Origin of the sequence: Achromobacter sp. Root170 (assembly GCF_001428165.1) — a bacterium.
Classification (GTDB): Bacteria; Pseudomonadota; Gammaproteobacteria; order Burkholderiales; family Burkholderiaceae_B; genus Achromobacter; species Achromobacter mucicolens.
This window is the reverse complement of record NZ_LMHN01000008.1, coordinates 16,287-39,347: the sequence shown is the minus strand read 5'-3', so window position 1 is coordinate 39,347 and position 23,061 is coordinate 16,287. Positions and strand designations below refer to the sequence as shown.

At 65.7% G+C, this 23,061-nt stretch carries 24 protein-coding genes; 16 read left to right on the top strand and 8 right to left on the bottom strand.

All coding sequences use genetic code 11. The features are described from left to right. Positions 1-145 precede the first annotated feature (145 nt). Both ASD87_RS09855 and ASD87_RS09850 read right to left on the bottom strand, forming a co-directional pair. Positions 146-694 (bottom strand): hypothetical protein, encoded by a 549-nt coding sequence (locus tag ASD87_RS09855; RefSeq protein WP_056320532.1) that lies wholly within the window; start codon positions 692-694, stop codon positions 146-148. Further along, positions 691-1,626 carry a LysR family transcriptional regulator gene (locus tag ASD87_RS09850; protein WP_056320529.1) on the bottom strand — a complete coding sequence of 312 codons (936 nt, stop codon included), beginning with the start codon at positions 1,624-1,626 and terminating at the stop codon, positions 691-693. The genes ASD87_RS09855 and ASD87_RS09850 overlap by 4 nt, the downstream gene beginning before the upstream one ends. Positions 1,627-1,810: 184 nt before the next feature. On the opposite strand from ASD87_RS09850, the gene gtdA reads away from it, so the two are divergent. The 12 genes from gtdA to ASD87_RS09790 all read left to right on the top strand — a co-directional run bounded on the left by gtdA (position 1,811) and on the right by ASD87_RS09790 (position 13,184). Continuing rightward, entirely contained in the window at positions 1,811-2,878 is a 1,068-nt protein-coding gene (gene gtdA, locus ASD87_RS09845; RefSeq protein WP_056320527.1) for a gentisate 1,2-dioxygenase, read from the top strand. A 94-nt stretch (positions 2,879-2,972) separates the two neighbouring features. Continuing rightward, positions 2,973-3,671 carry a fumarylacetoacetate hydrolase family protein gene (locus tag ASD87_RS09840; RefSeq protein WP_056320523.1) on the top strand — a complete coding sequence of 233 codons (699 nt, stop codon included), beginning with the start codon at positions 2,973-2,975 and terminating at the stop codon, positions 3,669-3,671. Positions 3,672-3,686: 15 nt separating this feature from the next. Continuing rightward, positions 3,687-4,325, top strand: a complete 639-nt coding sequence (gene maiA / locus ASD87_RS09835) for a maleylacetoacetate isomerase (RefSeq protein ID WP_056320521.1) — start codon at positions 3,687-3,689, stop codon at positions 4,323-4,325. A 2-nt stretch (positions 4,326-4,327) separates the two neighbouring features. Next, a complete protein-coding gene (locus tag ASD87_RS09830) occupies positions 4,328-4,705 on the top strand; it encodes a chorismate mutase (protein WP_056320518.1) in 378 nt (125 codons plus the stop codon). Continuing rightward, on the top strand, positions 4,698-5,723 hold the full coding sequence (locus ASD87_RS09825) for a tripartite tricarboxylate transporter substrate binding protein (RefSeq protein ID WP_235512676.1): 1,026 nt from the start codon (positions 4,698-4,700) through the stop codon (positions 5,721-5,723). Before ASD87_RS09830 ends, ASD87_RS09825 begins: the two co-directional genes overlap by 8 nt. 52 nt (positions 5,724-5,775) lie before the next feature. Continuing rightward, positions 5,776-7,128 (top strand): FAD-dependent oxidoreductase, encoded by a 1,353-nt coding sequence (locus tag ASD87_RS09820; RefSeq protein ID WP_056320516.1) that lies wholly within the window; start codon positions 5,776-5,778, stop codon positions 7,126-7,128. A 17-nt stretch (positions 7,129-7,145) separates the two neighbouring features. Further along, entirely contained in the window at positions 7,146-8,369 is a 1,224-nt protein-coding gene (locus tag ASD87_RS09815; protein ID WP_056320513.1) for a 3-hydroxybenzoate 6-monooxygenase, read from the top strand. Between the two features lie 104 nt (positions 8,370-8,473). Beyond that, the gene (locus ASD87_RS09810) at positions 8,474-9,652 is read left to right on the top strand and encodes an ABC transporter substrate-binding protein (RefSeq protein WP_056320511.1); all 1,179 of its coding nucleotides are present in this window, start codon (positions 8,474-8,476) and stop codon (positions 9,650-9,652) included. Between the two features lie 79 nt (positions 9,653-9,731). Then, positions 9,732-10,646 (top strand): branched-chain amino acid ABC transporter permease, encoded by a 915-nt coding sequence (locus ASD87_RS09805; RefSeq protein WP_082586249.1) that lies wholly within the window; start codon positions 9,732-9,734, stop codon positions 10,644-10,646. A gap of 134 nt (positions 10,647-10,780) precedes the next feature. Continuing rightward, entirely contained in the window at positions 10,781-11,743 is a 963-nt protein-coding gene (locus ASD87_RS09800; protein WP_056320539.1) for a branched-chain amino acid ABC transporter permease, read from the top strand. Further along, complete coding sequence (locus ASD87_RS09795; protein WP_056320508.1) at positions 11,740-12,492, top strand: ABC transporter ATP-binding protein; 753 nt, start codon at positions 11,740-11,742, stop codon at positions 12,490-12,492. Before ASD87_RS09800 ends, ASD87_RS09795 begins: the two co-directional genes overlap by 4 nt. Beyond that, on the top strand, positions 12,492-13,184 hold the full coding sequence (locus ASD87_RS09790; RefSeq protein ID WP_056320504.1) for an ABC transporter ATP-binding protein: 693 nt from the start codon (positions 12,492-12,494) through the stop codon (positions 13,182-13,184). Before ASD87_RS09795 ends, ASD87_RS09790 begins: the two co-directional genes overlap by 1 nt. 9 nt (positions 13,185-13,193) lie before the next feature. Here ASD87_RS09790 and ASD87_RS09785 read toward each other — a convergent pair whose 3' ends face one another. Beyond that, positions 13,194-13,556, bottom strand: coding sequence for a glyoxalase superfamily protein (locus tag ASD87_RS09785; RefSeq protein ID WP_056320535.1), 363 nt, complete (start codon positions 13,554-13,556; stop codon positions 13,194-13,196). 52 nt (positions 13,557-13,608) lie between these two features. Between ASD87_RS09785 and ASD87_RS09780 the strand changes: the two genes are divergently transcribed. Next, positions 13,609-13,968 (top strand): hypothetical protein, encoded by a 360-nt coding sequence (locus ASD87_RS09780; RefSeq protein ID WP_056320501.1) that lies wholly within the window; start codon positions 13,609-13,611, stop codon positions 13,966-13,968. Between the two features lie 527 nt (positions 13,969-14,495). Here the strand turns inward: ASD87_RS09780 and ASD87_RS09770 are convergent. The 5 genes from ASD87_RS09770 to ASD87_RS09750 all read right to left on the bottom strand — a co-directional run bounded on the left by ASD87_RS09770 (position 14,496) and on the right by ASD87_RS09750 (position 19,955). Then, positions 14,496-15,512, bottom strand: a complete 1,017-nt coding sequence (locus ASD87_RS09770; RefSeq protein WP_056320497.1) for a tripartite tricarboxylate transporter substrate binding protein — start codon at positions 15,510-15,512, stop codon at positions 14,496-14,498. Positions 15,513-15,675: 163 nt separating this feature from the next. After that, positions 15,676-16,416, bottom strand: coding sequence for an amino acid ABC transporter ATP-binding protein (locus tag ASD87_RS09765; RefSeq protein ID WP_056320495.1), 741 nt, complete (start codon positions 16,414-16,416; stop codon positions 15,676-15,678). A gap of 61 nt (positions 16,417-16,477) precedes the next feature. After that, positions 16,478-17,578 (bottom strand): amino acid ABC transporter permease, encoded by a 1,101-nt coding sequence (locus tag ASD87_RS09760; protein ID WP_056320492.1) that lies wholly within the window; start codon positions 17,576-17,578, stop codon positions 16,478-16,480. A 1-nt stretch (position 17,579) separates the two neighbouring features. Further along, a complete protein-coding gene (locus ASD87_RS09755) occupies positions 17,580-18,770 on the bottom strand; it encodes an amino acid ABC transporter permease (RefSeq protein ID WP_056320491.1) in 1,191 nt (396 codons plus the stop codon). Positions 18,771-18,938: 168 nt separating this feature from the next. Beyond that, positions 18,939-19,955 carry an amino acid ABC transporter substrate-binding protein gene (locus tag ASD87_RS09750; protein ID WP_056320489.1) on the bottom strand — a complete coding sequence of 339 codons (1,017 nt, stop codon included), beginning with the start codon at positions 19,953-19,955 and terminating at the stop codon, positions 18,939-18,941. A gap of 292 nt (positions 19,956-20,247) precedes the next feature. On the opposite strand from ASD87_RS09750, the gene ASD87_RS09745 reads away from it, so the two are divergent. The 3 genes from ASD87_RS09745 to cheD all read left to right on the top strand — a co-directional run bounded on the left by ASD87_RS09745 (position 20,248) and on the right by cheD (position 23,042). Next, the gene (locus ASD87_RS09745; protein WP_056320486.1) at positions 20,248-21,003 is read left to right on the top strand and encodes a cell division ATP-binding protein FtsE; all 756 of its coding nucleotides are present in this window, start codon (positions 20,248-20,250) and stop codon (positions 21,001-21,003) included. Continuing rightward, positions 21,000-21,908: an ABC transporter permease gene (locus ASD87_RS09740; RefSeq protein ID WP_056320485.1), complete on the top strand. Its 909-nt coding sequence runs from the start codon at positions 21,000-21,002 to the stop codon at positions 21,906-21,908. Before ASD87_RS09745 ends, ASD87_RS09740 begins: the two co-directional genes overlap by 4 nt. A 363-nt stretch (positions 21,909-22,271) precedes the next feature. Further along, positions 22,272-23,042, top strand: a complete 771-nt coding sequence (gene cheD, locus ASD87_RS09735) for a chemoreceptor glutamine deamidase CheD (RefSeq protein ID WP_056320483.1) — start codon at positions 22,272-22,274, stop codon at positions 23,040-23,042. Positions 23,043-23,061: the final 19 nt, after the last annotated feature.

The following is a 23,061-nucleotide window of genomic DNA, read 5'->3' as shown; positions in this document are numbered from 1 at the left end:
GAACGATTTACCCGGCCCCGTATCGACTCACAGCCGGCGGGCTAGCTAATGATGCAACGTCAGAGCAAATGCCTAGAACACAAAAATTCTGACACTCCCAGAAAAGACAACACCCCGCAAACATCGCAGTCAACCCCACGCCCCATCACCCCCGGCGCGCCAAGCACCGCAACGCCACCCGATACCCCACAAACACATAAAACCCGCCAGAATTCATCACCAGCCAAGCCCCCAACCCGCCAAGCACCGCCACCACCGGCCCCACGGCCCTGACGTCGCCCTGCGTCCAGGCGATGCCGCCGAGTGCGCCCACGGCGATCAGACCGATCGACAGGCGCTTGAGCAGCACCACGCCCTGTACCCGCCCCGCCATCATCAGCACCATCCCGATCGACAGGCCCAGCGCAGTCCCCGCGCACACCGCGACCAGCGCGAACGCGGCCATCGCGGGGCCGATGAATCGCAGCAGCAGGCTTAGCAATTCAATGCCGACGCCCAGTCCGCCCGCCATCACCAGCACGGACAGCACCAGGGGCGACCACATGCCCGGTGGCGTGCGGCCCTCGTCCATGTGGGCCACGAAGCGGTGCATCGCCGCAGACGAGGAAGGGTCGTTGCCAGCTTCCAAAGCCGCTTCCAGCTTGCGGCACTGATCAATCAGGGCGTTCAGGCCGGAGGCGGGCTCGGGGGTCATAGCCGTGTCACGCCGGGTGCATGTTCGGCCACGGTGCTTCGCAGCGCGGCCATCGCCTCTTCCACGGCCACAGGCCGGAACGCATCCTCCCGCCAATACATCGCGACCGACCCGAACCCCGACAGCCGCACCGGAATGATGCGCATCGCCCGCATCTGCGAAAAGCGCAGCGCGGCGCGGTGCGACGCGACGCCGATCATGTCGCTGTTGTTGATGAGGGTCAGGTTGACGGTGACGGAATTGGATTCGATATGGTCGGGCGGCGGCGCCTGTCCGGCCGCGGCCAGCGCGGCGTCGACCGCGTTTCGGATGGGCGTGCCCTTGGGCCACAGGATCCAGCGGTAGGACAGCAGGTCCTGCCAGCTTGGCTGCTCCACTGCGAAGAGCGGATGGCGGGGCCGCGCCACCAGGTGGATGGGTTCCAGGTACAGCGCCTCGAAGCGGATCGCGGGATCATGGTGCTCCGGCGCAGACCGTCCCACCACGATATCCAGTTCCCCTTGCGCCAGTTGGGCCAGCAGGCGATCGGTCGTTCCCTCGACCAGCTTCACGCGCGCCTGCGGCATGCGTTCCAGCAGCTTCATCACCGCCAGCGGCACGGTGTCGGAGGCCGACGCGCCGGATGCGCCGATCACGACGCGCCCGCCGCCGCCCTCGCGCAGGGCCGCCATGTCCGCGCTGGCGCGATCCAGTTGCGACTCCACGCGCTGCGCGTGCGCGATCAGCACGTCGCCATGCGGCGTCGGGCGCAGGCCGCGCGCGTGACGCTCGAAGAGCGGCAAGCCAATATCGTCTTCCAGATCCTTCAGCCATTTCGACAGGCCCGGTTGCGTCGTGTTGAGCATCGCGGCCGAGTGGCTGATGTTGCGGGTCTGGGCCAGGCTGAGCAGCATCTTCAGATTGCGCAGCCGCAAGCGATGGGTCCAGTCCATGCAGGCCCCTTTGATGGGAGGTTTGTCTCGTATGTATATGGTTATTGGTATGGATAATAAGATAATTTCATTTCAAACCACATAGCTCCTGCTCGCATAATCGTCTCCATATCAGGACCAGCCGCGAACTTACGCGGCGGCCGCCCGTAGAAGCCGGCACCAGCCGGACATACAGGAGACAACCATGCACGACGGTCATTGCGCCGGCGCGGACAGCGCCGCTTCGGACCGCGCCCGTTACTACGCGCGCATCGCCAAGAAACACATGGCCCCGCTGTGGGAATCGCTGCACAACCTGGTGCCGCGCCAACCCGCGCCGCGCTGCGTGCCGGCCCTCTGGAAATACGACGACGTGCGCGACGACGTGATGGCGTCCGGGTCGCTGATCACCGCGGAAGAAGCCGTGCGCCGCGTGCTGATCCTGGAAAACCCCGGCCTGCCGGGCCAGGCCAGCATCACGCAAAGCCTGTACGCGGGACTGCAGCTCATCCTGCCGGGCGAAATCGCGCCCAGCCACCGCCACACGCAATCGGCCCTGCGCTTCATCGTCGAGGGCCGCGGCGCGTACACCGCGGTCAACGGCGAGCGCACCACGATGCACCCCGGCGACTTCATCATCACGCCCTCGTGGACCTGGCACGACCACGGCAACGCCGAAACCGTGGAAGGCGGCGAGCCGGTGGTCTGGCTGGACGGCCTGGACATTCCGCTGCTGCGCTTCCTGGATGCCGGCTTTGCCGAGAACTATCCGTCCGCCACGCAGCCGGTCACGCGGCCCGAAGGCGACAGCATGGCGCGCTTTGGCCACAACATGGCGCCCGTGCGGCATCACGTTTCCAGCGGCACCTCGCCCATCTTCAACTACCCCTACGAACGCAGCCGCGAGGCGCTGGATGCGCTCTACCGGCACGGCGAGCTCGACCCGTGGGACGGCGTCAAGCTGCGCTACCTGAATCCGGCCACGGGCGGCTATCCCATGCCGACGATGGCCACCTTCATGCAGTTCCTGCCGGCAGGCTTTCAGGGCAAGACCACGCGCACGACCGATTCCACGGTGTACAGCGTGGTCGAGGGCCGGGGCACGGCGCGCATCGGCGACCAGGAGTTTCATTTTGGGCCGCGCGATGTGTTCGTCGCGCCCTCCTGGATGCCCGTGCAGCTTGCCGCGCTGGAAGACGCGACGCTCTTCAGTTATTCCGATCGCCCGGTGCAGGACGCGCTGGGCCTGTGGCGCGAAGAACGCGTCGGCTGACGCCCGTACACGGCCGCACGTGGCAGCACGCGGCCGAAGCTGGCCGCGAATACGGCCGAGATTCCAATTTCCCTCCGCCTTCAAAGGGTGACCCATGTCGTTTGTGTTTGCTCCCGCCGCTCCCGTTGCCGTGCCCATTGCCGGCAGCCAGGACAGTTTTCCCGTGCGCCGCGTGTACTGCGTCGGCCGCAACTACGCCGCCCACGCGCGCGAAATGGGCTTTGACCCCGACCGCGAACCGCCGTTCTTCTTCTGCAAGCCGGCCGACGCCGTCGTGCCGGTTGCAGAAGGCAGCACGCTCTCTCTGCCCTATCCGCCCGAAACGTCCAACCTGCACTACGAGATCGAACTGGTCGCCGCCATCGGCAAAGGCGGCGCCAACATCAGTGTCGACGAGGCCCTGCAGCACGTGTGGGGATACGCCGTCGGCCTGGACATGACGCGCCGCGATCTGCAGATGAAGATGCGCGAAGCCGGCCGCCCGTGGGAACTGGGCAAGGCGTTCGACCAGAGCGCGCCGATCGGCCCGCTGCATCCGGCCCAATCGGTCAACGGCATCGAGCAGGCCGGCATCTGGCTGCAGGTCAACGGCGCAGACCGCCAGCGCAGCGACATCGGCAAGCTGATCTGGTCCATCGCGGAAACCATTGCGTATCTCTCGAAGTACTTCCGCCTGGAGGCCGGCGACCTGATCTACACCGGCACGCCCGAAGGCGTCGGCCCCGTGGTGCGCGGCGACAAAATGGTCGGCGGCGTGGACGGACTGGGCACGCTCAGCGTGCAGATGGCTTGAGGCCGGGAGACCCGCATGCAACTGCACAACTTCTTCAACAGCTCCACGTCCTACCGCGTGCGCATCGCGCTCGCGCTCAAGGGCCTGTCCTATGAATACCTGCCCGTGAACCTGCGCAAGCAGGAGCAGCGGGCGCCGGACTATGTGGCGCGCAACCCGTCGGCCGGCGTGCCGCTGCTGGTCGACGGCGACGTTGCGCTGTCGCAGTCGCTTGCCATCATCGACTACCTGGACGCCACGCATCCCGAGCCGCGCCTGATTCCCGCGGACACGCTGGCACGCGCCCGCGTGCTGGAGCTGTCGCATGCCATCTCGTGCGATATCCACCCGGTCAACAACATGCGCATCCTGCGCTACCTGCAGGAAGTGCTGGGCGCCAGCGAAGCGCAGAAGAACGCCTGGTACCACCACTGGATCCGCGAGGGTCTGACGGCGGTGGAAGCGCTGCTGGCGCGTCATGGACACGGCGCGTATTGCTTTGGCGATGCGCCCACGCTGGCGGACTGCTGCCTGGTTCCGCAGGTGGCCAACGCGCAGCGCATGGGCTGCGATCTGTCGCCCTACCCGCGCATTCTGCGCGTCGTCGAACACTGCAACGCGCAACCAGCCTTCCAAGAGGCCGCGCCCGCGCAACAACCGGACTACACCAAGTGAGCATGCAAGAACCCGACACGCAAGGCGCCCCGCTGCGCGAGTACACCGACCCGGCCTACCACCCGCTGTGCGCCACCCTGGCGGACGTGCGCGCCAATATCGACCGGCTGGACGACGAGATCGTGCGGCTGATTGCCGAGCGGGCGATGTACGTGAAGGACGCCGCGCGCTTCAAGCGCGACGCGTTTCAGGTGAGCGCGCCCGCGCGCCAGGCGCAGGTCTTCGAGAAGGCCCGGGCGCTGGCCCAGCGCCACAACCAGGGATTCACGAACCTGGAGCAGGTGGTGGACGCCACCTACCGCGCGATGGTGGCCGCCTTCATCGCCAATGAACAGACCTATTTCGACACCATGAAGAACGTGGGAGACACGCATGCTTGATTCTTCGACCTCGCAACCGGGCCGCCGCCTTTCACGCCGTTTTGCACGCCTTTTTACGACCCGCGCCGCGGCGTTTGGCCTGGCCGTGCTGGCGCCGCTGGCCGCCACCGCCGCCGACGCATGGCCCACGCAGCCGCTCAAGGCCGTGGTGCCGTTCGGCCCGGGCTCCAGCCCCGACCAGGTTGCGCGCATCGTCAGCGAGAAGGCCGGCGCGATCCTGGGCCAGACCATCGTCGTCGAGAACAAGCCCGGCGCCAGCGGCAACATCGGTACCTTCGCCATCGCCAATGCCAAGCCGGACGGCTACACGTTCGGCGTGTCGATCACCGGTCCGCTGGTGAACAACACGCTGCTGTTCGACAAGCTTCCCTACGCGCCCGCCAAGGACCTGTCGCCGCTGACGCTGGCCGTGCACCAGCCCAATGTGCTGGTGGTGCCGGCCGCTGCCGGCATCGACAACATCGGCCAGCTTCTGGAGGCATTGAAGAAGAACCCGGACAAGTACAACTTCCCGTCGCCGGGCGCGGGCACGGTCTCGCATCTGGCTGTGGAGTTGCTGTTGCAGCAGATCGGCGCGCGCGCCACGCATGTGCCCTATCCGTCGTCGCCGGCGGCGCTGACCTCGCTGCTGTCGGGCGACACGCAGTTTGCCGCGCTGCCGCCTATTGCCGTGATGCCGATGGTCAAGGACGGCCGGCTCAAGGCGCTGGCGGTGACCTCGTCCAAGCGCTCCGCCCTGCTGCCCGACATCCCGACGCTGGCCGAAGTGGGCGTGCAAGGGATCGAAGGCTCCGCGTGGATCGGCTTCGTGGTGTCGTCCAAGACGCCGGCCGATGTGCAGAAGAAGCTGTCGGACGCGCTGATCCAGGCCATTCACGACCCCGAGGTCGCCAAGCGGCTGCAGGCGCAGTTCATGGACCCGGTCGGCGATACGCCCGCGCAGTTTCGCGGCTACATGGACGACGAGTTGAAGCGCTGGGAGCCGTTGATCAAGAAGCTGGGCATCAAGGGCCAGTAAGGACGTCGCGCGGCCCGGCCGCGCGCCGACAGCAACAAGCAAGGAGAGTCAGATGGTCATCACCGAACCCGCCCGCCAGGTGCCGCTTTATGGCGAGTACGAGGTCGTCGTCCTGGGCGGCGGCCCGGCCGGCGTGCTGGCGGCCGCCAGCGCCGCGCGCAATGGCGCCAGCGTGCTGCTGGTGGAGCGCTATGGATTCTTGGGCGGCATGGGCACCGCTGCGGGCGTGTCCAACTTCTGCGGCCTGCACGCCAACATCCATGGCGACATCCGGCAGGTGGTGCACGGCATGACCGACGACCTGCTCGACCGCATGCGCGCGATGGACGGGCTGAACGACCCGCATCTGATCCTGGGCAAGATCCACGCGCAGGCCTACGACATCTCAGCGTTCAAGTGCGCGGCCGACGGCCTGGTGCAGGACAGCGGTGCGCAGGTGTTGTTTCACGCGCTGGCCACCGGCGTCGCGCGTGACGGCCAGGGTCGCGTGGACGCCCTGTTTCTGGAAACCAAGTCCGGCCGCTGCGCCGTGCGCGCAAAGATCTTCATCGACTGCTCGGGCGACGCCGATATCGCGCAATGGGGCGGCCTGCCGTTTGAAAAGGGCGATGCGCACGGCCACATGCTGTATCCCACGCTGATGTTCAAGGTGGGCAATGTCGACGGCGCGCGGGCGCAGGAAGCCTGGAAGACCATTCCGGCGCTGATGGACGAGGCTGCCGCCAGCGGCGAGTTCACCTTTCCGCGCAAGGGCGCCATCGTGCGCCCGCAAAAGCACGATTACGAATGGCGCGTGAACGTCACGCAGCTGGCCAACGCCGACGGCAGCGCCGCGGACGGCACCAACGCGGATTCGCTGTCGGCAGGCGAACTGGAGGGCCGCCGGCAGATCATGAACTACCTGGCTTTCCTGCGCGCCAAGGTGCCGGGCTTCGAACAGGCCTATGTGCTGGACATCGCGCCGCAGCTTGGCATTCGCGAGACCCGCCGCATCGTCGGCGAGGCGGTGCTCAGCCAGGAAGACGTGCTGGGTTGCGCCGACTTTCCCGACAGCATCGGCGTCAATGGCTGGCCGCTGGAGATGCACACCGCCGGCGACGTCAAATGGGTCTGGCCGCCGATTCCGGAATCGCGCGGCTACAACCAGCTGCCGTTTCGCATGATGGTGCCCCGGCGCGGCCCGGGCGTGGCCGACAACGTGCTGGTGGCGGGCCGCTGCGCCTCCATGACGCACGAAGGCCAATCGGCCGCCCGCGTGAGCGGCAGCTGCTTTGTGATGGGCGAGGCCGCGGGCACCGCATCCGCAATGGCATTGCGCGAGGGCATCGCGCCCGGCGACGTGTCCATCCCCGCGCTGCAGGCGCAATTGAAAAAGCAGGGCGCCTTCCTGGGCGGCCAGGACTGATCCCGGGGGATTCCGACATGACGCAAAACCAGGCTGCAAAGCCCAAAACGCAAACCGTGATCGTCGTGGGCGGCGGCATCGGCGGCCTGGCCGCCGCGCTGGCGCTGACGCGGCAGGGCATCGCGGTTCAACTGCTGGAGCAGGCGGCGCATATCGGCGAGATCGGCGCCGGCATCCAGCTCGGACCCAACGCGTTCGCGGCGCTCGACGCCCTGGGCGTGGGCCGCACGGCGCGCGAGCGGGCCGTCTTCACCGATCACATCATCATGATGGATGCCGTGGACGCCAAAGAGGTCGTGCGCATCGACACCGGCGAGGCGTTTCGCGCGCGGTTTGGCGGCCCTTACGCCGTCATCCATCGCGCCGACATCCACCTGTCGATCCTGGAGGCCGTGCAGCAGGACCCGCTGATCCAGTTCCGCACGTCCACGCAGATCGCCAGCATGTCGCAGGACGAACGCGGCGTGGAGGTGGTGGACACGCAGGGCAACCGCTACCGCGCCGACGCCGTGGTGGGCGCGGACGGCGTGAAGTCCGTGATCCGCGAGCGCATGGTGGGCGACCCGGCGCGCGTAACTGGCCACGTCGTCTATCGCGCCGTGGTCGAACAGGACAACATGCCGCGAGAGCTGCGCATCAACGCGCCCGTGCTGTGGGCCGGTCCGCACTGCCATCTGGTGCACTACCCCTTGCGCGGCGGCCAGCAGTACAACCTGGTCGTCACCTTCCATAGCCGCGAAAAAGAGGAATGGGGCGTGCGCGAAGGCAGCAAGGACGAGGTGCTGTCCTACTTCCAGGGCATCCACCCGACCCCGCACCAGATGCTGGACCGGCCGACCTCGTGGAGACGCTGGGCCACCGCCGATCGCGAACCCGTGGAGCAGTGGGGCCAGGGACGCGTCACGATCCTGGGCGACGCCGCCCACCCCATGACGCAATACATGGCCCAGGGCGCCTGCATGGCGCTGGAAGACGCCGTGACACTGGGCGAGGCGATCCGGCAGTGCGATCACGACCTGCCGGCCGCCTTCCGGCTGTACGAATCGGTGCGCATTCCGCGCAGCGCGCGCGTGGTGTGGTCCACGCGGGAGATGGGCAGGCTCTATCACGCGCGCGGCGTGGAGCGCACCGTGCGCAACATGCTGTGGACGGGGCGCAGCCAGTCCCAGTTCTACGACGCGTTGCAGTGGCTGTACGGGTGGAAAGTGGAGAACTGCCTGCAGGCCAAGCCGCCGCAATAGCAACCGATAGTCAAGCAGCAGGACAGGAAACAGCAGGGCAAGCGGTATCCACACAGCGCAGCACAACAAGCACGAGTGCAAGAAAAGCACCAGAGGAGACAACCATGCACAAAAGCACCATCCGCGGCGCCGCCGCCGTCATGCTGTCATTGGCCTCGTACGCGGCCAGCGCGCAGCCCAAACCGGTGGACATCGGCTTCATCGGCACCCTGTCCACGCCCGCCGGCTACATCGGCGAGGACGAGCGCGACGCCTTCATGCTGGCCGTCAAGGAAGGCGGCGGCAAGCTGGGCGGCGTGCCGGTCAACGTGCGCGTGGAGGATGATGCGCTCAAGCCCGCCAACGCCAAGCAGATCGCCGACAAGATGGTGCAGGGCGGCGTGCGCCTGTTCACCGGCATCAACTTCTCGAACGTGATGGCCGCCGTTGGCCCCACCGTGCTGAACGCGGGCGCCTTCTATGTCAGCCTGAACGCCGGCCCCTCCAACTACGCCGGCAAGGCCTGCAATCCCAACTACTTCGCGGTGGCGTTCCAGAACGACTCGTACGCCGACACCGCCGGCATGGCCGCCAACGAACTGGGCGCCAAGCGCGTCGTCATCATGGCCCCGAACTACCAGGCCGGGCGCGACGCCATTGCCGGATTCAAGCGCACCTACAAGGGCGAGATCGCCGACGAGATCTACACCAAGCTCGAACAGGCCGACTTCTCGGTGGAACTGGCGCGCATCCGCTCGCTCAACCCCGATGCCATCTTCCAGTTTCATCCGGGCGGCGCGGGCATCAACCTGACCAAGCAATTCGCCAACTCGGGGCTGGCCGACAAGATCAAGATGATCACGCCCATCTACTCGATGGACGACCGCATGCTGGCCGCCACCGGCACCGCCGGCAAGGGCTTTTACCTGAGCTCGCTGTGGAGCGCCGACCTGGACAACCCGCAGAGCAAGCACTTCGTCGAGGCCTTCACCAAGGCCTACAACCGCCCGCCCACCGCGTACGCGGCCCAGGCCTACGACACCGCCAACCTGATCGGCTCCGCATTGAAAGCCGTGAATGGGGACATCATCGGCAAGCCCGACGACTTTCGCAACGCGCTGCGGCGCGCCGACTTTCCCAGTGTGCGCGGCAAGTTCAAGTTCGGCTCGAACCAGCACCCCATCCAGGACTGGTATCTGCTGCACATCGAAGCCGGACCCGACGGCAAGCTGGTCTACAAGAACCTGAAGGTGCTGGCGCGCGACCACACCGACGTGCACGCGGCCGACTGCAAGATGCAATGACGCGGCACGGGCTGCGCGGCACCGGGCTTGCCGGCGCCGCGCAGCCTCACTACACGGACGCTCCCAAGAAGGAGTCGCAATGCTGATGTTCCTGGAGCAGGTCCTGAACGGCCTGCAATACAGCGCCTTGCTGTTTCTGTTGTCGGCCGGATTGACGCTGGTGTTCGGCATCATGAACGTCATCAACCTGACGCACGGCTCTTTCTACATGGTGGGCGCGTTCTGCGCCGCCAGCGCGGCGGCGTCCACCGGGTCGTTCGCAGCTTCGCTGCTGGCCGCGCTGGCGGGCGCGGCGCTGTACGGCCTGGTGATCGAGCTGCTGGTCATCCGTCATCTGTACCGGCGCGATCACCTGGATCAGGTGCTGGCCACGCTGGGGCTGACGCTCTTCACCAATGAACTGGTCACCGTGCTGTTTGGCCGCAGCCCGCCGTTCATGGACATTCCTCCTTTCTTGTCCGGGTCCGTCGCGCTCCTGCCCGGCCTGAACTATCCCATCATGCGGCTGGCCTTCATTGGCGCCGGCGCGCTCGTCGCGCTGGGGTTGTGGCTGCTGATCTCGCGCACGCGGGTCGGCATGCTGGTGCGCGCGGGCGCCGACGACGGCGAAATGGTCGATGCGCTGGGCGTGAACATCCAGCGTCTGTTTACCCTGATCTTCACGCTGGGCGCCCTGCTCTGCGGCTTTGCCGGCGTCATGGCCGCGCCCCTGCTGGCCGTGGAGATCGGCATGGGCGAACGCATCCTCATCACCACCTTCGTCGTCATCGTGGTGGGCGGCGTGGGCTCCGTGCGCGGCGCGCTGGTGGGCTCGCTGATGATCGGCATGACCGACGCGCTGGGGCGCGCCTACATCCCCTTCTGGATGTCGCGCCTGCTGCCGCCGGAATTGTCGGACTCGGCCAGCTCCAGTCTCGTGTCCGCCAGCATCTACATCCTGATGGCCATCGTGCTGCTGTTCAAGCCGCGCGGACTGGTGCCGGCCCAGCGCTAGGAACGATATTCATGACCAGATCAATTCCACCGTCCGCCGCAATTGCCCCGGTGTCTGACACCCAGCACGCAAACGCCCCACGCCACGACCGTGCATCGGGGGTGTCAGACACCTGCTCCACAGGCAGGCCGCGCATCACCCGCAGCGTCATCGTCAACACCATCGGGCTGCTGCTCTTCGTGCTGGTGCCGGCCATCGCGTCGGCCACCGGCGAGAGCTTTCTCGTCAACCTCATGACGCGCTTTCTCATCTACGCCATCGCCGCCGTCAGCCTGGACCTCATCCTGGGCTACGGCGCCATGGTCAGCTTCGGCCATGCCGCGTTCTTTGGCCTGGGCGGCTACGTCATCGGCATCGCCGCCTTCCACCTGAACCAGGGCGAGACACTGTTCGGCTGGAGCGGCAGCAACGCCGCGCTGGTCATGTGGCCCCTGGCCGTCGCCGTCGCAGGCCTGCTGGGCCTGGTGGTGGGCTTTCTGTCGCTGCGCACCTCGGGCGTGCAGTTCATCATGATCACGCTGGCGTTCGGACAGATGCTGTACTTCATCCTCGTCGGGCTCATGATCTACGGCGGTGACGACGGCCTGTCCATCGACGCGCGCAACACGCTGCCCGGCCTGAACCTGAACGATCCAACCACCTTCTACTACGTCTGCCTGGCGCTCATGACTGCGTGGATCATCGTGTGCCGGCGCATCGTCAACTCGCCCTTCGGCATGGCCCTGCAAAGCATCAAGCAGAACCCGCGCCGCAGCATCGGGCTGGGACTCGCGCCGCTGCGCTACCGCCTTACTGCATTCGTGCTGTCGGCGGCCGGCACCGGACTGGCGGGCGCGCTGTGGGCCAACTACGCGCTCTTCGTCAGCCCCGACATGTCGGCCTGGCAGAAGTCGGGCGAACTCATGGCCATGGTCATCCTGGGCGGCATGGGCTCCATCTTCGGCCCCGTGCTCGGCGTGGCCGTGTACCTGGGCCTGGAACAGGTCGCCACCGGCTGGACCGAGCACTGGATGCTGATCCTGGGGCCCGTGCTGGTCCTGGTCGTGCTCTTTGGCAAGCGCGGCGTATACGGCTGGCTGGCGGGAGGCAAGCAATGACATCACACCCCAAACTGGAAATCCGCGGCCTGCAGAAATCCTTTGGCGCCGTGCACGCCACGCAGGACGTCAACCTGGCCGTGCGGCCCGGTGAACTGCACGCCCTCATCGGCCCCAACGGCGCGGGCAAGACCACCCTGCTCTCCCAGATCAGCGGCGAGATCCTGCCCGACGCCGGCAGTATCTGGCTCGACGGCGGCGACATCACGCGCATGCCCGCCCACAAGCGCCCCGCCGCCGGACTGGCCCGTTCCTTCCAGATCAGCCAGCTCTATCCCGACTTCACCGCCGAAGACAACGTCGCCATGGCCGTGCAGGCGCATAGCCCCGGCGGCTTCAACCTCTGGCGCAACGCCCGGCGCATGGCGCGGCTGCGCGAGCCCGCGCGCGACGCCCTCGAACGCGTTGGCCTGGGCGACCGCGCCGGCGTGCGCGTCTCGGCGCTGGCGCACGGCGAAAAGCGCCAGCTTGAACTGGCCATGGCGCTATCGCTGGACGCGTCCGTCCTGCTGCTGGACGAACCCATGGCCGGCATGGGCGCCGAGGAATCGCAGCGCATGACCGCCCTGCTCCAGACCCTCAAGGGCCGCTACGCCATCCTGCTGGTCGAACACGACATGGACGCCGTCTTCGCGCTGGCCGACCGCGTCACCGTGCTGGTCTACGGCAAGACGATCTTCACCGGCACGCCCGACGACGTGCGCCGCCATCCCGACGTGCGTGCCGCCTACCTGGGCGAGGAAAACTGATGCTGCAAGTCAAACAACTGCAAGGCGGCTACGGCGCCAGCAAAGTGCTTTTCGGCGTCGACCTGGACATCGCGCCGCGCCAGGTCGTCTCCCTGATCGGCCGCAACGGCATGGGCAAGAGCACCACCGTCAAAACTCTCATGGGCATGCTGCCCGCACAGGGCGGCAGCATCCTGCTCGACGGCAAACCCATCAATGGCATGGCGCCGCACCGCATCGCCCAACTCGGCATCGGCCTCGTCCCCGAAGGCCGCCGCGTATTCGGATCACTATCAGTCGAAGAAAACCTCATCGCCACCGCCCGCAACACCCGCGCCGGCTGGCACGTCGGCCGCGTCTTCGACCTCTTCCCGCGCCTGAAAGAGCGCCGCACCCAATCGGCCCGCACCCTCTCGGGCGGCGAACAACAGATGCTCGCCGTCGGCCGCGCCCTCCTCATCAACCCGCGCCTGCTCATCCTGGACGAAGCCACCGAAGGCCTCGCACCGCTCATCCGTCAGGAAATCTGGAACTGCCTGCGCCGCTTGAAGGAAGAAGGCCAGACCATTCTGGTAATAGACAAGAACCTCAAGGAAATGGCCACCCTGGTCGACCGCCACCACGTCCTGGAAAAGGGCCGCGTCGTCTGGCAAGGCAGCCCCGCCGAACTGGCCGCGCAACCCGAACTGGCGCACCGCTACCTGGGTGTGTAGCGCCCGCCGCTAATCCTGCGACTCGCAAAAGCTCAACCGGTTGCCAAACGGATCGATCACCGCCATCACGCGCCCCCACGGCATTTCTTCCACACAAGGCCGCATGTAGGCGTACTGCTTCGCGCTGACCTCCGCGTGAAACGCATCCACGCCCTGCATCCGCACAAACACCGCCGACCCCGGCGTCGCATCGCCGTGATGCTCCGACAGGTGCAGCACCAGATCGTCCCGGTGCACCTGCGCGTACAGCGGAAAGCCCGCTTCGAAGCGATGCTCCCAATCCCAAGTAAATCCCAGGAAATCCAGATAGAAATCGCGCGCCTTTTCAACGGAGAAAATGCGCAGAATCGGAATCGCGGCTTGCAGGTGCATGGCGGGTCCTTGGTAGGATGCGAAAAAACCAGCATAGAACAGAAGCCCATTCATGCCCATTGCCACCCAAGACTCCTGGAAGCACCTGCCCGCGCCCGCTCAACGTGAACCGCTGCATTTTCAGGGGCGTTATACCGCCGACGAGTACGCCCGCTTGCAGCACGGCGTGATTCCGCAGGAGATGGAAGACAAATGGTTCATCTACCTGCATGACGGCTGGCTGCGTTTGCATCGCAGCTGGACCGGAAACTGGATCTACGCGCTGCGGCTGGAGCAGGACGGCGATGCATGGACGGTGACTGATTCGTGGGTGAACCGTGATCCGGAGCAATACCGGTTGACCGATGCGGAATATGACCGGGCTTCGCTGCAAAGGATGTTGCAGTGGCTGATCAAGGGACCGGCGGTTTGAGGTAGGCGCATGGGCGTTTCGCGCCGTGCCTGGGTTTGCGCTTCGATGGGTGTCAGACACGCGGGTCGCATTTGCCCGGGCTCGGGGCGGCGTCTCTGAGGGTGTCAGACACCTGGCGCAACAGCGCGCAGCGTCATCGCCCCGACGCGGGACAGCGCGTAAGTCCCGCCAGGCCGCCCGCGCGGCCGACGCGGGGCGGGCACCGCAAGACGCTTCAAACCCAGTCGACGCCGGCAAGAACCTCAAGAACCCCACCCGCCCCAACGCCCGCCAAGCTGAATCCACCCGAGTCCGGTGTGGCGGCGGCCCGAGGGAATCTGAAGGGAAGGCCGAAGGCCTGGACGAAGATGACGAAGGGGGAGTCCGGAGCGAAGGCTCCGGACCGCAATCGTAGCCCCGCGCGCCACAGGCCGGCGACGCGCCGGGCGCCACTAGAAACCAAAACGCCCGCCAAGAAAAGCATCCCGGCGGGCGTTCACATTCCATCGCGACAGGCACCTGATCAAGGACGCCCGCCGCTACAAACCTCAATTCAAGCTGGCACCCGAAATCTTCACGATCTCCTGATACTTCGCCTTCTCGGCCTTCACAAAATCGGCAAACGCTTCAGGCGTCATCGGGCCCGCTTCGGAGCCCATCGTCAGCAGACGCTGCTTCACATCCGCCTGCCCCATCGCCTCGGCATAGGCCTTGTTCAGCTTCGCCACCACCGGCGCCGGCGTTCCGCCCGTCGTGAACACCCCGAACCACGTGCCCAGGTCAAAACCCTTCACGCCCGATTCCTCGACGGTCGGCACATCAGCCAGCAACGACGAGCGCTTGGCCGTCGTCACCGCCAGCGCCTTCACCTTGCCGTCCTTGATCAGCGGGGCCGACGCCGCCAGATTGTCGAACATGAAGTCCGACTGGCCCGACAGCAGCGCCAACTGCGCCGGCGCCGCGCCCTGGTAGGGGATGTGCTCCACATTGATGCCGGCCCGCGCTTTCAGCAGCTCGCCCGACAGGTGGCCCGCGCTGCCATTGCCGCCCGAACCGTAATTCAGCTTGCCCGGATTCTTCTTCGCGTATTCGATCAAGTCCGCCAGCGTCTCGATCTTGTTCTTCTGCGCGAACTCCAGATTCATCACCAGCACGTTCGGCACCGCCGCCACGATCGTCACCGGCGCAAAATCCTTCACCGGGTCGTACGGCAGGTTGGCGAACAGCCACGGATTGATCGCGTGCGTTGCCACCGCGCCCATCACCAGGGTGTAGCCGTCAGGCTGCGCCTTGGCCACCAGGTCCGCGCCGATATTGCCGCCCGCGCCCGAACGGTTTTCCACGATCACCGGCTGACCCAGCGAACCGCGCACCTTCTCCGCCAGCATGCGCGCCATCGTATCCAGCGGGCCGCCGGGCGGGTAAGGCACCACGAAGCGGATCGGCTTCGTCGGGAAGTCAGCGGCCTGCGCCAGCGCCGGGGCGCCGAAAGGCAGGGTGGCGGCCAGCGCCACGGCGCCTTGCAACAGGGCGCGGCGCACGGCGCTGCGGGGGGTATTCGTCATGGTGTGTTCTCCTCACTCCGTAATCATTGGCGGTCAGTAGCATACCCCACCGTCGTGACGGAGGTAACAAAGGGCTACCAGCAAGAACGCCCCGAATTCCCGCAATTGGCCGTCGGCACTAAGAAAAAACCGCCCGAAGGCGGTTTGACGGATCCGTGCGCGATCAGTGCAGGATCTGGCTCAGGAAGAGCTTGGTCCGTTCGTTCTGCGGGTTGTCGAAGAACTCGTCCGGGGTGTTCTGTTCGATGATCTCGCCGCGGTCCATGAAGATCACGCGGTTCGCGACCTTGCGCGCAAAACCCATCTCGTGCGTCACGCAGATCATCGTCATGCCGCTTTCCTGGGCCAGGCTCACCATCACGTCCAGCACTTCCTTCACCATTTCCGGATCCAGCGCCGACGTCGGCTCATCGAACAGCATGATCTTGGGGTTCATGCACAGCGACCGCGCGATCGCCACGCGCTGCTGCTGGCCGCCCGACAGCTGGCCCGGAAACTTCTTGGCCTGCTCCGGAATGCGCACGCGCTCCAGGTACTTCATTGCGGTGGCTTCCGCTTCCGCGCGCGGCTTCTTGAGCACCCACATGGGTCCCAGCGTCAGGTTTTCCAGCACCGTCAGATGCGGGAAAAGATTGAAGTGCTGGAACACCATGCCCACGTCCTTGCGGATCGTCTCGATGTGCTTCAGGTCATTGGTGAGCTCCGTGCCGTCCACGATGATGTGGCCCTTCTGGTGCTCTTCAAGGCGGTTGATGCAGCGGATCATCGTGGACTTGCCCGAACCCGAGGGTCCGCACACCACGATGCGCTCGCCTGGCGCCACGTCCAGGTTGATGTTGCGCAACACGTGGAACTGGCCGTACCACTTGTTCACGTCCTGCAAACGAATAATGGCATCCGACATGCCTGTACTCCCGTAAGTATCGCGGTGCGCGCCCGCCTGGCGGCGGACGCGCGGCAAATTGCTAGCGTGCGTGACCCGTGGCCAGGCGTTTTTCCAGCGCCTGGCTGTATTTGGACATGGAGAAGCAGAAGACGAAGTAGATCAGCGAAATGAACAGGTACGCTTCCACCCCGAATCCGCGCCATGCCGCATCGGACAAGGCTGCCTTGGCCGCCAGCGTCAGGTCGAAAATGCCGATGATCACCACCAGCGACGTGTCCTTGAACAGCGCGATGAAGATGCTGACCAGCGGCGGAATCACGATCTTGAGCGCCTGCGGCAGAATGATCTTGCGCATCTGCTGCCAGTAGTTCAGGCCCAGCGAATCCGCGCCTTCGTACTGTCCCTTCGGAATCGCCTGCAAACCGCCCCGCACCGTTTCCGCGATGTAGGCCGCGGCGAACATGATGATTGCGATCTGCGCGCGCAGCAGCTTGTCGATCGAAAAGCCTTCCGGCAGGAACAGCGGCAGCATCACCGACGACATGAACAGCAGGCTGATGAGCGGCACGCCGCGGATCAGCTCGATGTACACGACGCACAGCGCCTTGATCGCCGGCATCTTCGAGCGCCGGCCCAAGGCCAGCAGCACGCCGATCGGGAACGCGAAGGCGATGCCGAACGTGGACAGGATGAGCGTCAGCGGCAGACCGCCCCAGCGCGCGTTTTCCACGTAGGTCAGGCCGAACACGCCGCCCCACATCAGCAGCGCCACGGCGGTCAGGCCCGCGGTCCAGATGACGGCGAGCTTCCAGTTCCAGAAACGGCGGATGCCGCTGCAGACGATCACGCCCACCAGGATGACGGTGGCGATCAGCGGCCGCCATTGTTCATCGTAGGGATACGTGCCGAACAGGATCAGCCGGTGCTTTTCAATGATGAACGCCCAGCAAGCGCCGCCGGCGGCGCGGCACTCCTGTGCGTTCGTGGCATCGAAGCTGGCCTTGATGAAGGCCCATTCAACCAGCGCCGGCACCGCCATCAGCAGGAACCACGCGAGCAGCACCGTGATGAGGATGTTCAGCGGCGACGAGAACAGGCGCGTCCTGAGCCACGCCCAGGCTCCGGTCTGGTTGCTGGGCGGCGGCAGGGCTTCGCTGGGGGTATGCGTAGTGCTGCTCATATCAACGCTCCACCAGCGCGATGCGCTTGTTGTACCAGTTCATGAAGATCGAGATCGACAGGCTGACCGTGAGGTACGCGCCCATGATGATGAGAATGCCCTCGATGGCCTGGCCCGTCTGGTTCAGTGTCGTGTTCACCACCGAAACGATGTCGGGGTACCCGATGGCCACGGCCAGCGAGCTGTTCTTCGTCAGGTTCAGGTACTGGCTGGTCATCGGGGGGATGATCACGCGCAGCGCCTGCGGCAGGATCACCAGGCGCAGCACCTTCGAGCGCGGCAGGCCCAGCGAGCCCGCGGCTTCCCATTGGCCGTTGCTGACCGCCTGGATGCCCGAGCGCACCACTTCGGCAATGAACGCCGATGTGTAGATCACCAGACCCGCCAGCAGCGCGGCGAATTCCGGCGACAGCGTCAGGCCGCCCGAGAAGTTAAAGCCCTTGAGCGCCGGCATGTCCAGCGTCAGCGACGCGCCGCTGACCAGCCAGCCGATGAACGGCAGCCCGATCAAGAGACCAATGGCCCAGCGGCCCAGCGGGAACATGTGGCCGGTGGCCTCATGGCGCTTCTTGCCGTAGTGGCCCAGGATGATGATCGCGACGATCGCCAGTCCCAGCCCGGCCAGCATCCAGTCGAGCGAATTGCCTTCCAGCGCCGGCACTTTCAGGCCGCGGTTGGAAATGAACACGCCCGGCAGCGGATTGTGCGCCTGGCGCGGACCCGGCATGTTCTCGGTGATCAGCGCATACCAGAAGAAGAGCTGCAGCAGCAGCGGCACGTTGCGCATCACCTCGACATACACAGAGGTGATCTTAGCCACGAGCCAGTTCTTGGACAGGCGGCCGATGCCGATGAGCGTGCCCAGGATGGTCGCCAGCACGATGCCAAGGACGGCGACGCGCAGCGTGTTGAGCAGGCCGATCACGATGGCTCGGCCGTAAGTGTCAGAGGGGGAATAGGCGATGGCGGTTTCGCCGATGGCAAAGCCCGCCTCGCGGTTCAGGAAGCCGAAGCCCGTGGCGATGTTGCGCACGGACAGGTTGTGGAGCGTGTTTGAAACCAGGAACCACACGGCCCAGGCTACCGCGGTCAGCGCAATGACCTGGTAGACGATGGCGCGCACGCCGGGATCGTTCCAGTTCAGACGCCGTGGGGGTGCCGAAATCGGGGCGTTTTTGTTGGGAGTCATCATGATGAATCTACAGAAGTCGGACACCGGGTGGCAGGCCCGAAAAGCCGCGCCACCCACTTCTGCCGCCCGCCCGAAGGCGGGTTAGGGCCTGTCCAGAATACACGTCCTGTGCAGACAGGCCCTAGGCATGACGGAGAGCCGTGCTCCGCCATGCCAGGCAGCCGCGCGTCAGCGCACCGGCCAGCCGTACATCAAGCCACCTTGCTTGTACGAAGCGTTCAAGCCGCGCTCCAGCTTCATCGCGCTGTTCTTGCCCAGCGTGTTTTCGAAGCTTTCGCCGTAGTTACCCACGTTCTTGATGATGTTGTAGGCCCACTTGTCGTCCACGCCCAGGTTCTTGCCCATGCCCGGGGTCACGCCCAGGATGCGCTGGATGTTGGGGTTGGGGCTCTTGAGCATTTCGTCGACGTTGGCCTTGGTGATGCCGTATTCCTCGGCTTCCAGCATGGCGTTCAGCGACCAGCGCACGATGTTGAACCACTGCTCGTCGCCCTGGCGCACCATGGGACCCAGCGGTTCCTTCGAGAAGTCTTCCGGCAGGATGACGAACTTGTCCGGGTTCTCGAGCGTCGTGCGGGTCGAGGCGAGCTGCGACTTGTCGGTCGTGAACGCGTCGCAACGGCCGGCCGAGAAGGCGCGGATGATTTCGTCGTACTTGTCGATCACGACCGGCTTGAATTCGATCTTCTGGCTGCGGAACCAGTCGGCGAGGTTCAGTTCGGTGGTGGTGCCCGGCTGCACGCAGATGGTGGCGCCGTTCAGTTCCTTGGCGCTCTTGACGTTCAGGTCCTTGGAGACCATGACGCCCTGGCTGTCGTAGTAGTTCACGCCCACGCCGATCAGGCCCAGCGTCGTGTCACGGGTCAGCGTGACGGTGGTGTTGCGGGTCAGCACGTCGACTTCGCCGGATTGCAGCGCGGTGAAGCGTTGCTGGGTGTTCAAGGGCGTGAACTTGACCTTGGTCGCGTCGCCGAACATGGTAGAGGCGATGGCGCGGCACATGTCCACGTCGATACCCTTGTATTCGCCCTTGCTGTCAGCGATGGAGAACCCCGGGATGCCCGTCGAAACCCCACACTGGACAAACCCTTTCTTCTTGACGTTATCGAAGGTTGCGCCCGCATTGGCAGCCGAGGATGCAGCGAACAGGGCAGCGCCAATGGCAGCGAGTTTCAGTACTTTCATCGTGATCTCCGTGTGGGATGAAGCGAATCCAAAGCAAAGGCCGGGTTGGGCCCACGCATGGGGCGGATGGTAGCGTCCGAAAAGCACACGGCGCATCCGGGAATTCCCTTGAAATATAGGGACACTGGATGAAATGAAACGCTGTTTTTGACTAAAAACAGGGACGCGCTTTCAGATTTACGAACCTGTGTTTCAGCCGGCCGAATGATGCGCACATGTTCCCACCGCGCCAACAGATGTAGGCCACCTTACTGTCCCCGAGTTACTATGGCGGCTTCATCTGACAGCCGCCATGATCGAATTCCAGCACGTATTCAAATCGTATGGTCGCGGCCGCAATATTCTGGCCGACATCAACTTCCGCGTGAGCGCGGGAGAGTTCGTTTTCGTATCGGGGCCATCCGGCGCCGGCAAGTCCACGCTGCTCAAGCTGATCGGCGGTCTTGAGCCCGCCAGCCGGGGGTCCATCCAGGTGAACGGGCAGCGGCTGGACAAGCTGCCGGCCCGCGCCCGGCCCTACCTGCGCCGCGCGGTCGGCGTCATCCTGCAGGACACGCACCTGCTGTTCGATCGAAGCGCGTTCGAAAACGTGATGCTGCCGCTGGCGGTCCAGGGCCACCCCTGGGATTCCGCCGCGTCGCGCGCCCGCGCCGCCCTGGACAAGGTCGGACTGTCGGGCAAGGAAGACCTCAACCCCATCGAGCTTTCGGGCGGCGAGCAGCAGCGCCTGGCCATCGCCCGGGCCATCGTCAACCGGCCCGCCATCCTGATTGCGGACGAACCCACCGCCAACCTCGACCACGACAACGCGCAACGCATCATGAACGTGTTCCGCGACTTCAACCGCGTCGGCGTCACCACGCTGATCGCCTCGCACGACCAGGAACTCATGGCGCGCTACGCCACCCGCACCCTGCGGATCGAGCCGGGCAAGTTTGCCGACTCCCACGGCCCCGCCACCCCCACGGACGGCATGGCCGCACAGGCTGCGCCGGCACGCGCCGCCCGCACCGAGCCAGGCCTTGGCCATCCGGGAGAGTCCGCATGAACGCCTGGCTGCGGCAACATCGCTACGCGCTGCTGGTCACGCTGCGCCGGCTGATCAAACAACCCTTCTCCTCGCTCGCCAACCTGCTGGTCATGGCGCTGGCGCTGGCGCTGCCGCTCTTGGGCAGCGCCATCCTGGTGTCCGTGCAACCGGTTGCGCGGGAAATGTCCGTCACGCCGGAGGTCACGGTCTTCATGCGTGTGGACGCCCCGGCAGGCGCCGCCGCGGACGTGGCCAAGCGCATCAAGGACGACTACCCGCAGGACGTGCGCGCCGTGCGCGTGGTGGGCCGCGAAAGCGCCTTGGCCGACCTGCGCGCCAACCCCGCCTGGCAGGAGGCGCTGGCCGTGCTGCCCGGCAATCCGCTGCCCGATGCGGTCGTCGTCACGCTGGCCGATGGCGACAACCTGGCCGGACGCGCCGATACGCTGGCCTCGGCCTGGAAGCAATGGAACCACGTGGACCTCGTCCAGCTGGACAGCGCCTGGGTCCAGCGGCTGGAAGCCATCCTGCGCTTCGCGCGGATCGGCCTGGGATTCCTGGCCGCGTGCGTGGCGGTCGTGGTGCTGGCCACCGTCTTTAACACGGTGCGCATGCAGGCGCTGTCGCAACGCGAGGAAATCGGCGTGGCGCGGCTGGTCGGCGCCACCGAATCGTTCGTGCGCCGGCCGTTCCTTTATTTGGGTGCGCTGTCCGGCGCCCTGGCCTCCTTGCTGGCCATCGGGGTCGCGGCGGTCGCGCTGTCGCCCCTGAACGAGGCCCTGCTGGGACTGGCCCGCAGCTACGGGGCGGAGTTCGCCCTGCACCTGCCGGGCGCCCCCGTCCTGATCGGCGCGGTCATCGCCTCCGCCGCGCTCGGCGCGCTGTCTGCCCGCTGGTCGGTCACGCGCAGCACCCGGTTCTGACCCCGCCGCGAGGGGGGCCCGCCCCCTCAGGTACTGCCGTCCACGTCCGGCCCGCCGTCTGTGTCTTATCTGCCGGCGGGTCTAAAGGTCCGTTTGAAGCCCCTTCCTCCCCGTGATCCGGGGAAAGACCCCCAAATGCTCTGTGTACGATGACTGCCTGCCATCCGTGCGGGCCGTTTTGCGTGCGGGGGACAGGTACGAGTTCCAATAAACGACGCTTTGGTCGTATTTACACAGTTTTCTTCCAAGCGCTGCCGGGATATGCAAGAATAAAGCGACATTTTTGTACATTTTTTGTCACAATTACCGCTTCCGCTCGCATTTCAGTGTCTCAATCGCCGTTTTTGCCCAGATATCCGTCCCATGGCCGCTCTTGAAGCCCGCGCAACACGTCACTACTTCGACAGCGCGTTCCAATCTCAGGCAGTGAAAGTGCTCCCCAACGAGTACTACGTCACCAACGAGAACATGATGATCTCGACCGTGCTGGGGTCCTGTGTGGCGGCGTGCATCCACGATCCGGTGACGGGCGTGGGCGGCATGAACCACTTCATGCTGCCTGAGGGCGACATGCAGTCCCCCGCGTCGGCCACCATGCGCTATGGCGCCTTTGCGATGGAAGTGCTGATCAACGAGCTGCTCAAGGCCGGCGCCTCGCGCGACCGCCTGGAAGCCAAGGTGTTCGGTGGCGGCGCCGTGCTGGCGGCCATGCAGCAGATGAACATCGGCGAGCGCAACGGCCAGTTCGTCCTGAACTACCTGAAGACCGAAGGCATCCCCGTCAAGGCGCAGGATCTGGGCGACGTGCACGCGCGCCGCATCAATTACTTCCCGCGCGACGGCCGGGTGATGGTGCGCAAGATGGCGCCGCACCACCAGCGCGCCGAAGAGATCATCGCCAAGCGCGAACAGGAAGCCGCGCAAAGCGCGGCGGCCAAGACCGCCACGCCGCAACGGGTCGAGCGCTTTGCGCGGCCGGGCGTCGAACGTTTCGACCGTCCAGGCGTGGAACGGCTGGATCGTCCCGGCGTCGAGCGGCTGAACCGCCCCGGCGTCGAGCGTTTCGACCGTCCTGCCGCCCGCCCCGGCGTGGAACGCTTTGATACCGGACTGACCCGGCGTCCCAAGCCGTAACCCGGCCGGCCCGCCGCGC

What these genes read in the sequence shown, in the direction of transcription:
- ASD87_RS09805 (WP_082586249.1), top strand. Translation starts at nt 9,732, where the DNA reads ATGCTGATGTTCCTGGAGCAGGTCCTGAACGGCCTGCAATACAGCGCC.
- ASD87_RS09820 (WP_056320516.1), top strand. Translation starts at nt 5,776, where the DNA reads ATGGTCATCACCGAACCCGCCCGCCAGGTGCCGCTTTATGGCGAGTAC.
- ASD87_RS09810 (WP_056320511.1), top strand. Translation starts at nt 8,474, where the DNA reads ATGCACAAAAGCACCATCCGCGGCGCCGCCGCCGTCATGCTGTCATTG.
- ASD87_RS09770 (WP_056320497.1), bottom strand. Translation starts at nt 15,512, where the DNA reads ATGACGAATACCCCCCGCAGCGCCGTGCGCCGCGCCCTGTTGCAAGGC.
- ASD87_RS09745 (WP_056320486.1), top strand. Translation starts at nt 20,248, where the DNA reads ATGATCGAATTCCAGCACGTATTCAAATCGTATGGTCGCGGCCGCAAT.
- ASD87_RS09750 (WP_056320489.1), bottom strand. Translation starts at nt 19,955, where the DNA reads ATGAAAGTACTGAAACTCGCTGCCATTGGCGCTGCCCTGTTCGCTGCA.
- ASD87_RS09840 (WP_056320523.1), top strand. Translation starts at nt 2,973, where the DNA reads ATGTCGTTTGTGTTTGCTCCCGCCGCTCCCGTTGCCGTGCCCATTGCC.
- ASD87_RS09755 (WP_056320491.1), bottom strand. Translation starts at nt 18,770, where the DNA reads ATGATGACTCCCAACAAAAACGCCCCGATTTCGGCACCCCCACGGCGT.
- ASD87_RS09795 (WP_056320508.1), top strand. Translation starts at nt 11,740, where the DNA reads ATGACATCACACCCCAAACTGGAAATCCGCGGCCTGCAGAAATCCTTT.
- ASD87_RS09760 (WP_056320492.1), bottom strand. Translation starts at nt 17,578, where the DNA reads ATGAGCAGCACTACGCATACCCCCAGCGAAGCCCTGCCGCCGCCCAGC.
- cheD (WP_056320483.1), top strand. Translation starts at nt 22,272, where the DNA reads ATGGCCGCTCTTGAAGCCCGCGCAACACGTCACTACTTCGACAGCGCG.
- ASD87_RS09815 (WP_056320513.1), top strand. Translation starts at nt 7,146, where the DNA reads ATGACGCAAAACCAGGCTGCAAAGCCCAAAACGCAAACCGTGATCGTC.
- ASD87_RS09765 (WP_056320495.1), bottom strand. Translation starts at nt 16,416, where the DNA reads ATGTCGGATGCCATTATTCGTTTGCAGGACGTGAACAAGTGGTACGGC.
- ASD87_RS09740 (WP_056320485.1), top strand. Translation starts at nt 21,000, where the DNA reads ATGAACGCCTGGCTGCGGCAACATCGCTACGCGCTGCTGGTCACGCTG.
- ASD87_RS09850 (WP_056320529.1), bottom strand. Translation starts at nt 1,626, where the DNA reads ATGGACTGGACCCATCGCTTGCGGCTGCGCAATCTGAAGATGCTGCTC.
- ASD87_RS09785 (WP_056320535.1), bottom strand. Translation starts at nt 13,556, where the DNA reads ATGCACCTGCAAGCCGCGATTCCGATTCTGCGCATTTTCTCCGTTGAA.
- ASD87_RS09830 (WP_056320518.1), top strand. Translation starts at nt 4,328, where the DNA reads ATGCAAGAACCCGACACGCAAGGCGCCCCGCTGCGCGAGTACACCGAC.
- ASD87_RS09780 (WP_056320501.1), top strand. Translation starts at nt 13,609, where the DNA reads ATGCCCATTGCCACCCAAGACTCCTGGAAGCACCTGCCCGCGCCCGCT.
- ASD87_RS09825 (WP_235512676.1), top strand. Translation starts at nt 4,698, where the DNA reads ATGCTTGATTCTTCGACCTCGCAACCGGGCCGCCGCCTTTCACGCCGT.
- ASD87_RS09855 (WP_056320532.1), bottom strand. Translation starts at nt 694, where the DNA reads ATGACCCCCGAGCCCGCCTCCGGCCTGAACGCCCTGATTGATCAGTGC.
- maiA (WP_056320521.1), top strand. Translation starts at nt 3,687, where the DNA reads ATGCAACTGCACAACTTCTTCAACAGCTCCACGTCCTACCGCGTGCGC.
- ASD87_RS09790 (WP_056320504.1), top strand. Translation starts at nt 12,492, where the DNA reads ATGCTGCAAGTCAAACAACTGCAAGGCGGCTACGGCGCCAGCAAAGTG.
- gtdA (WP_056320527.1), top strand. Translation starts at nt 1,811, where the DNA reads ATGCACGACGGTCATTGCGCCGGCGCGGACAGCGCCGCTTCGGACCGC.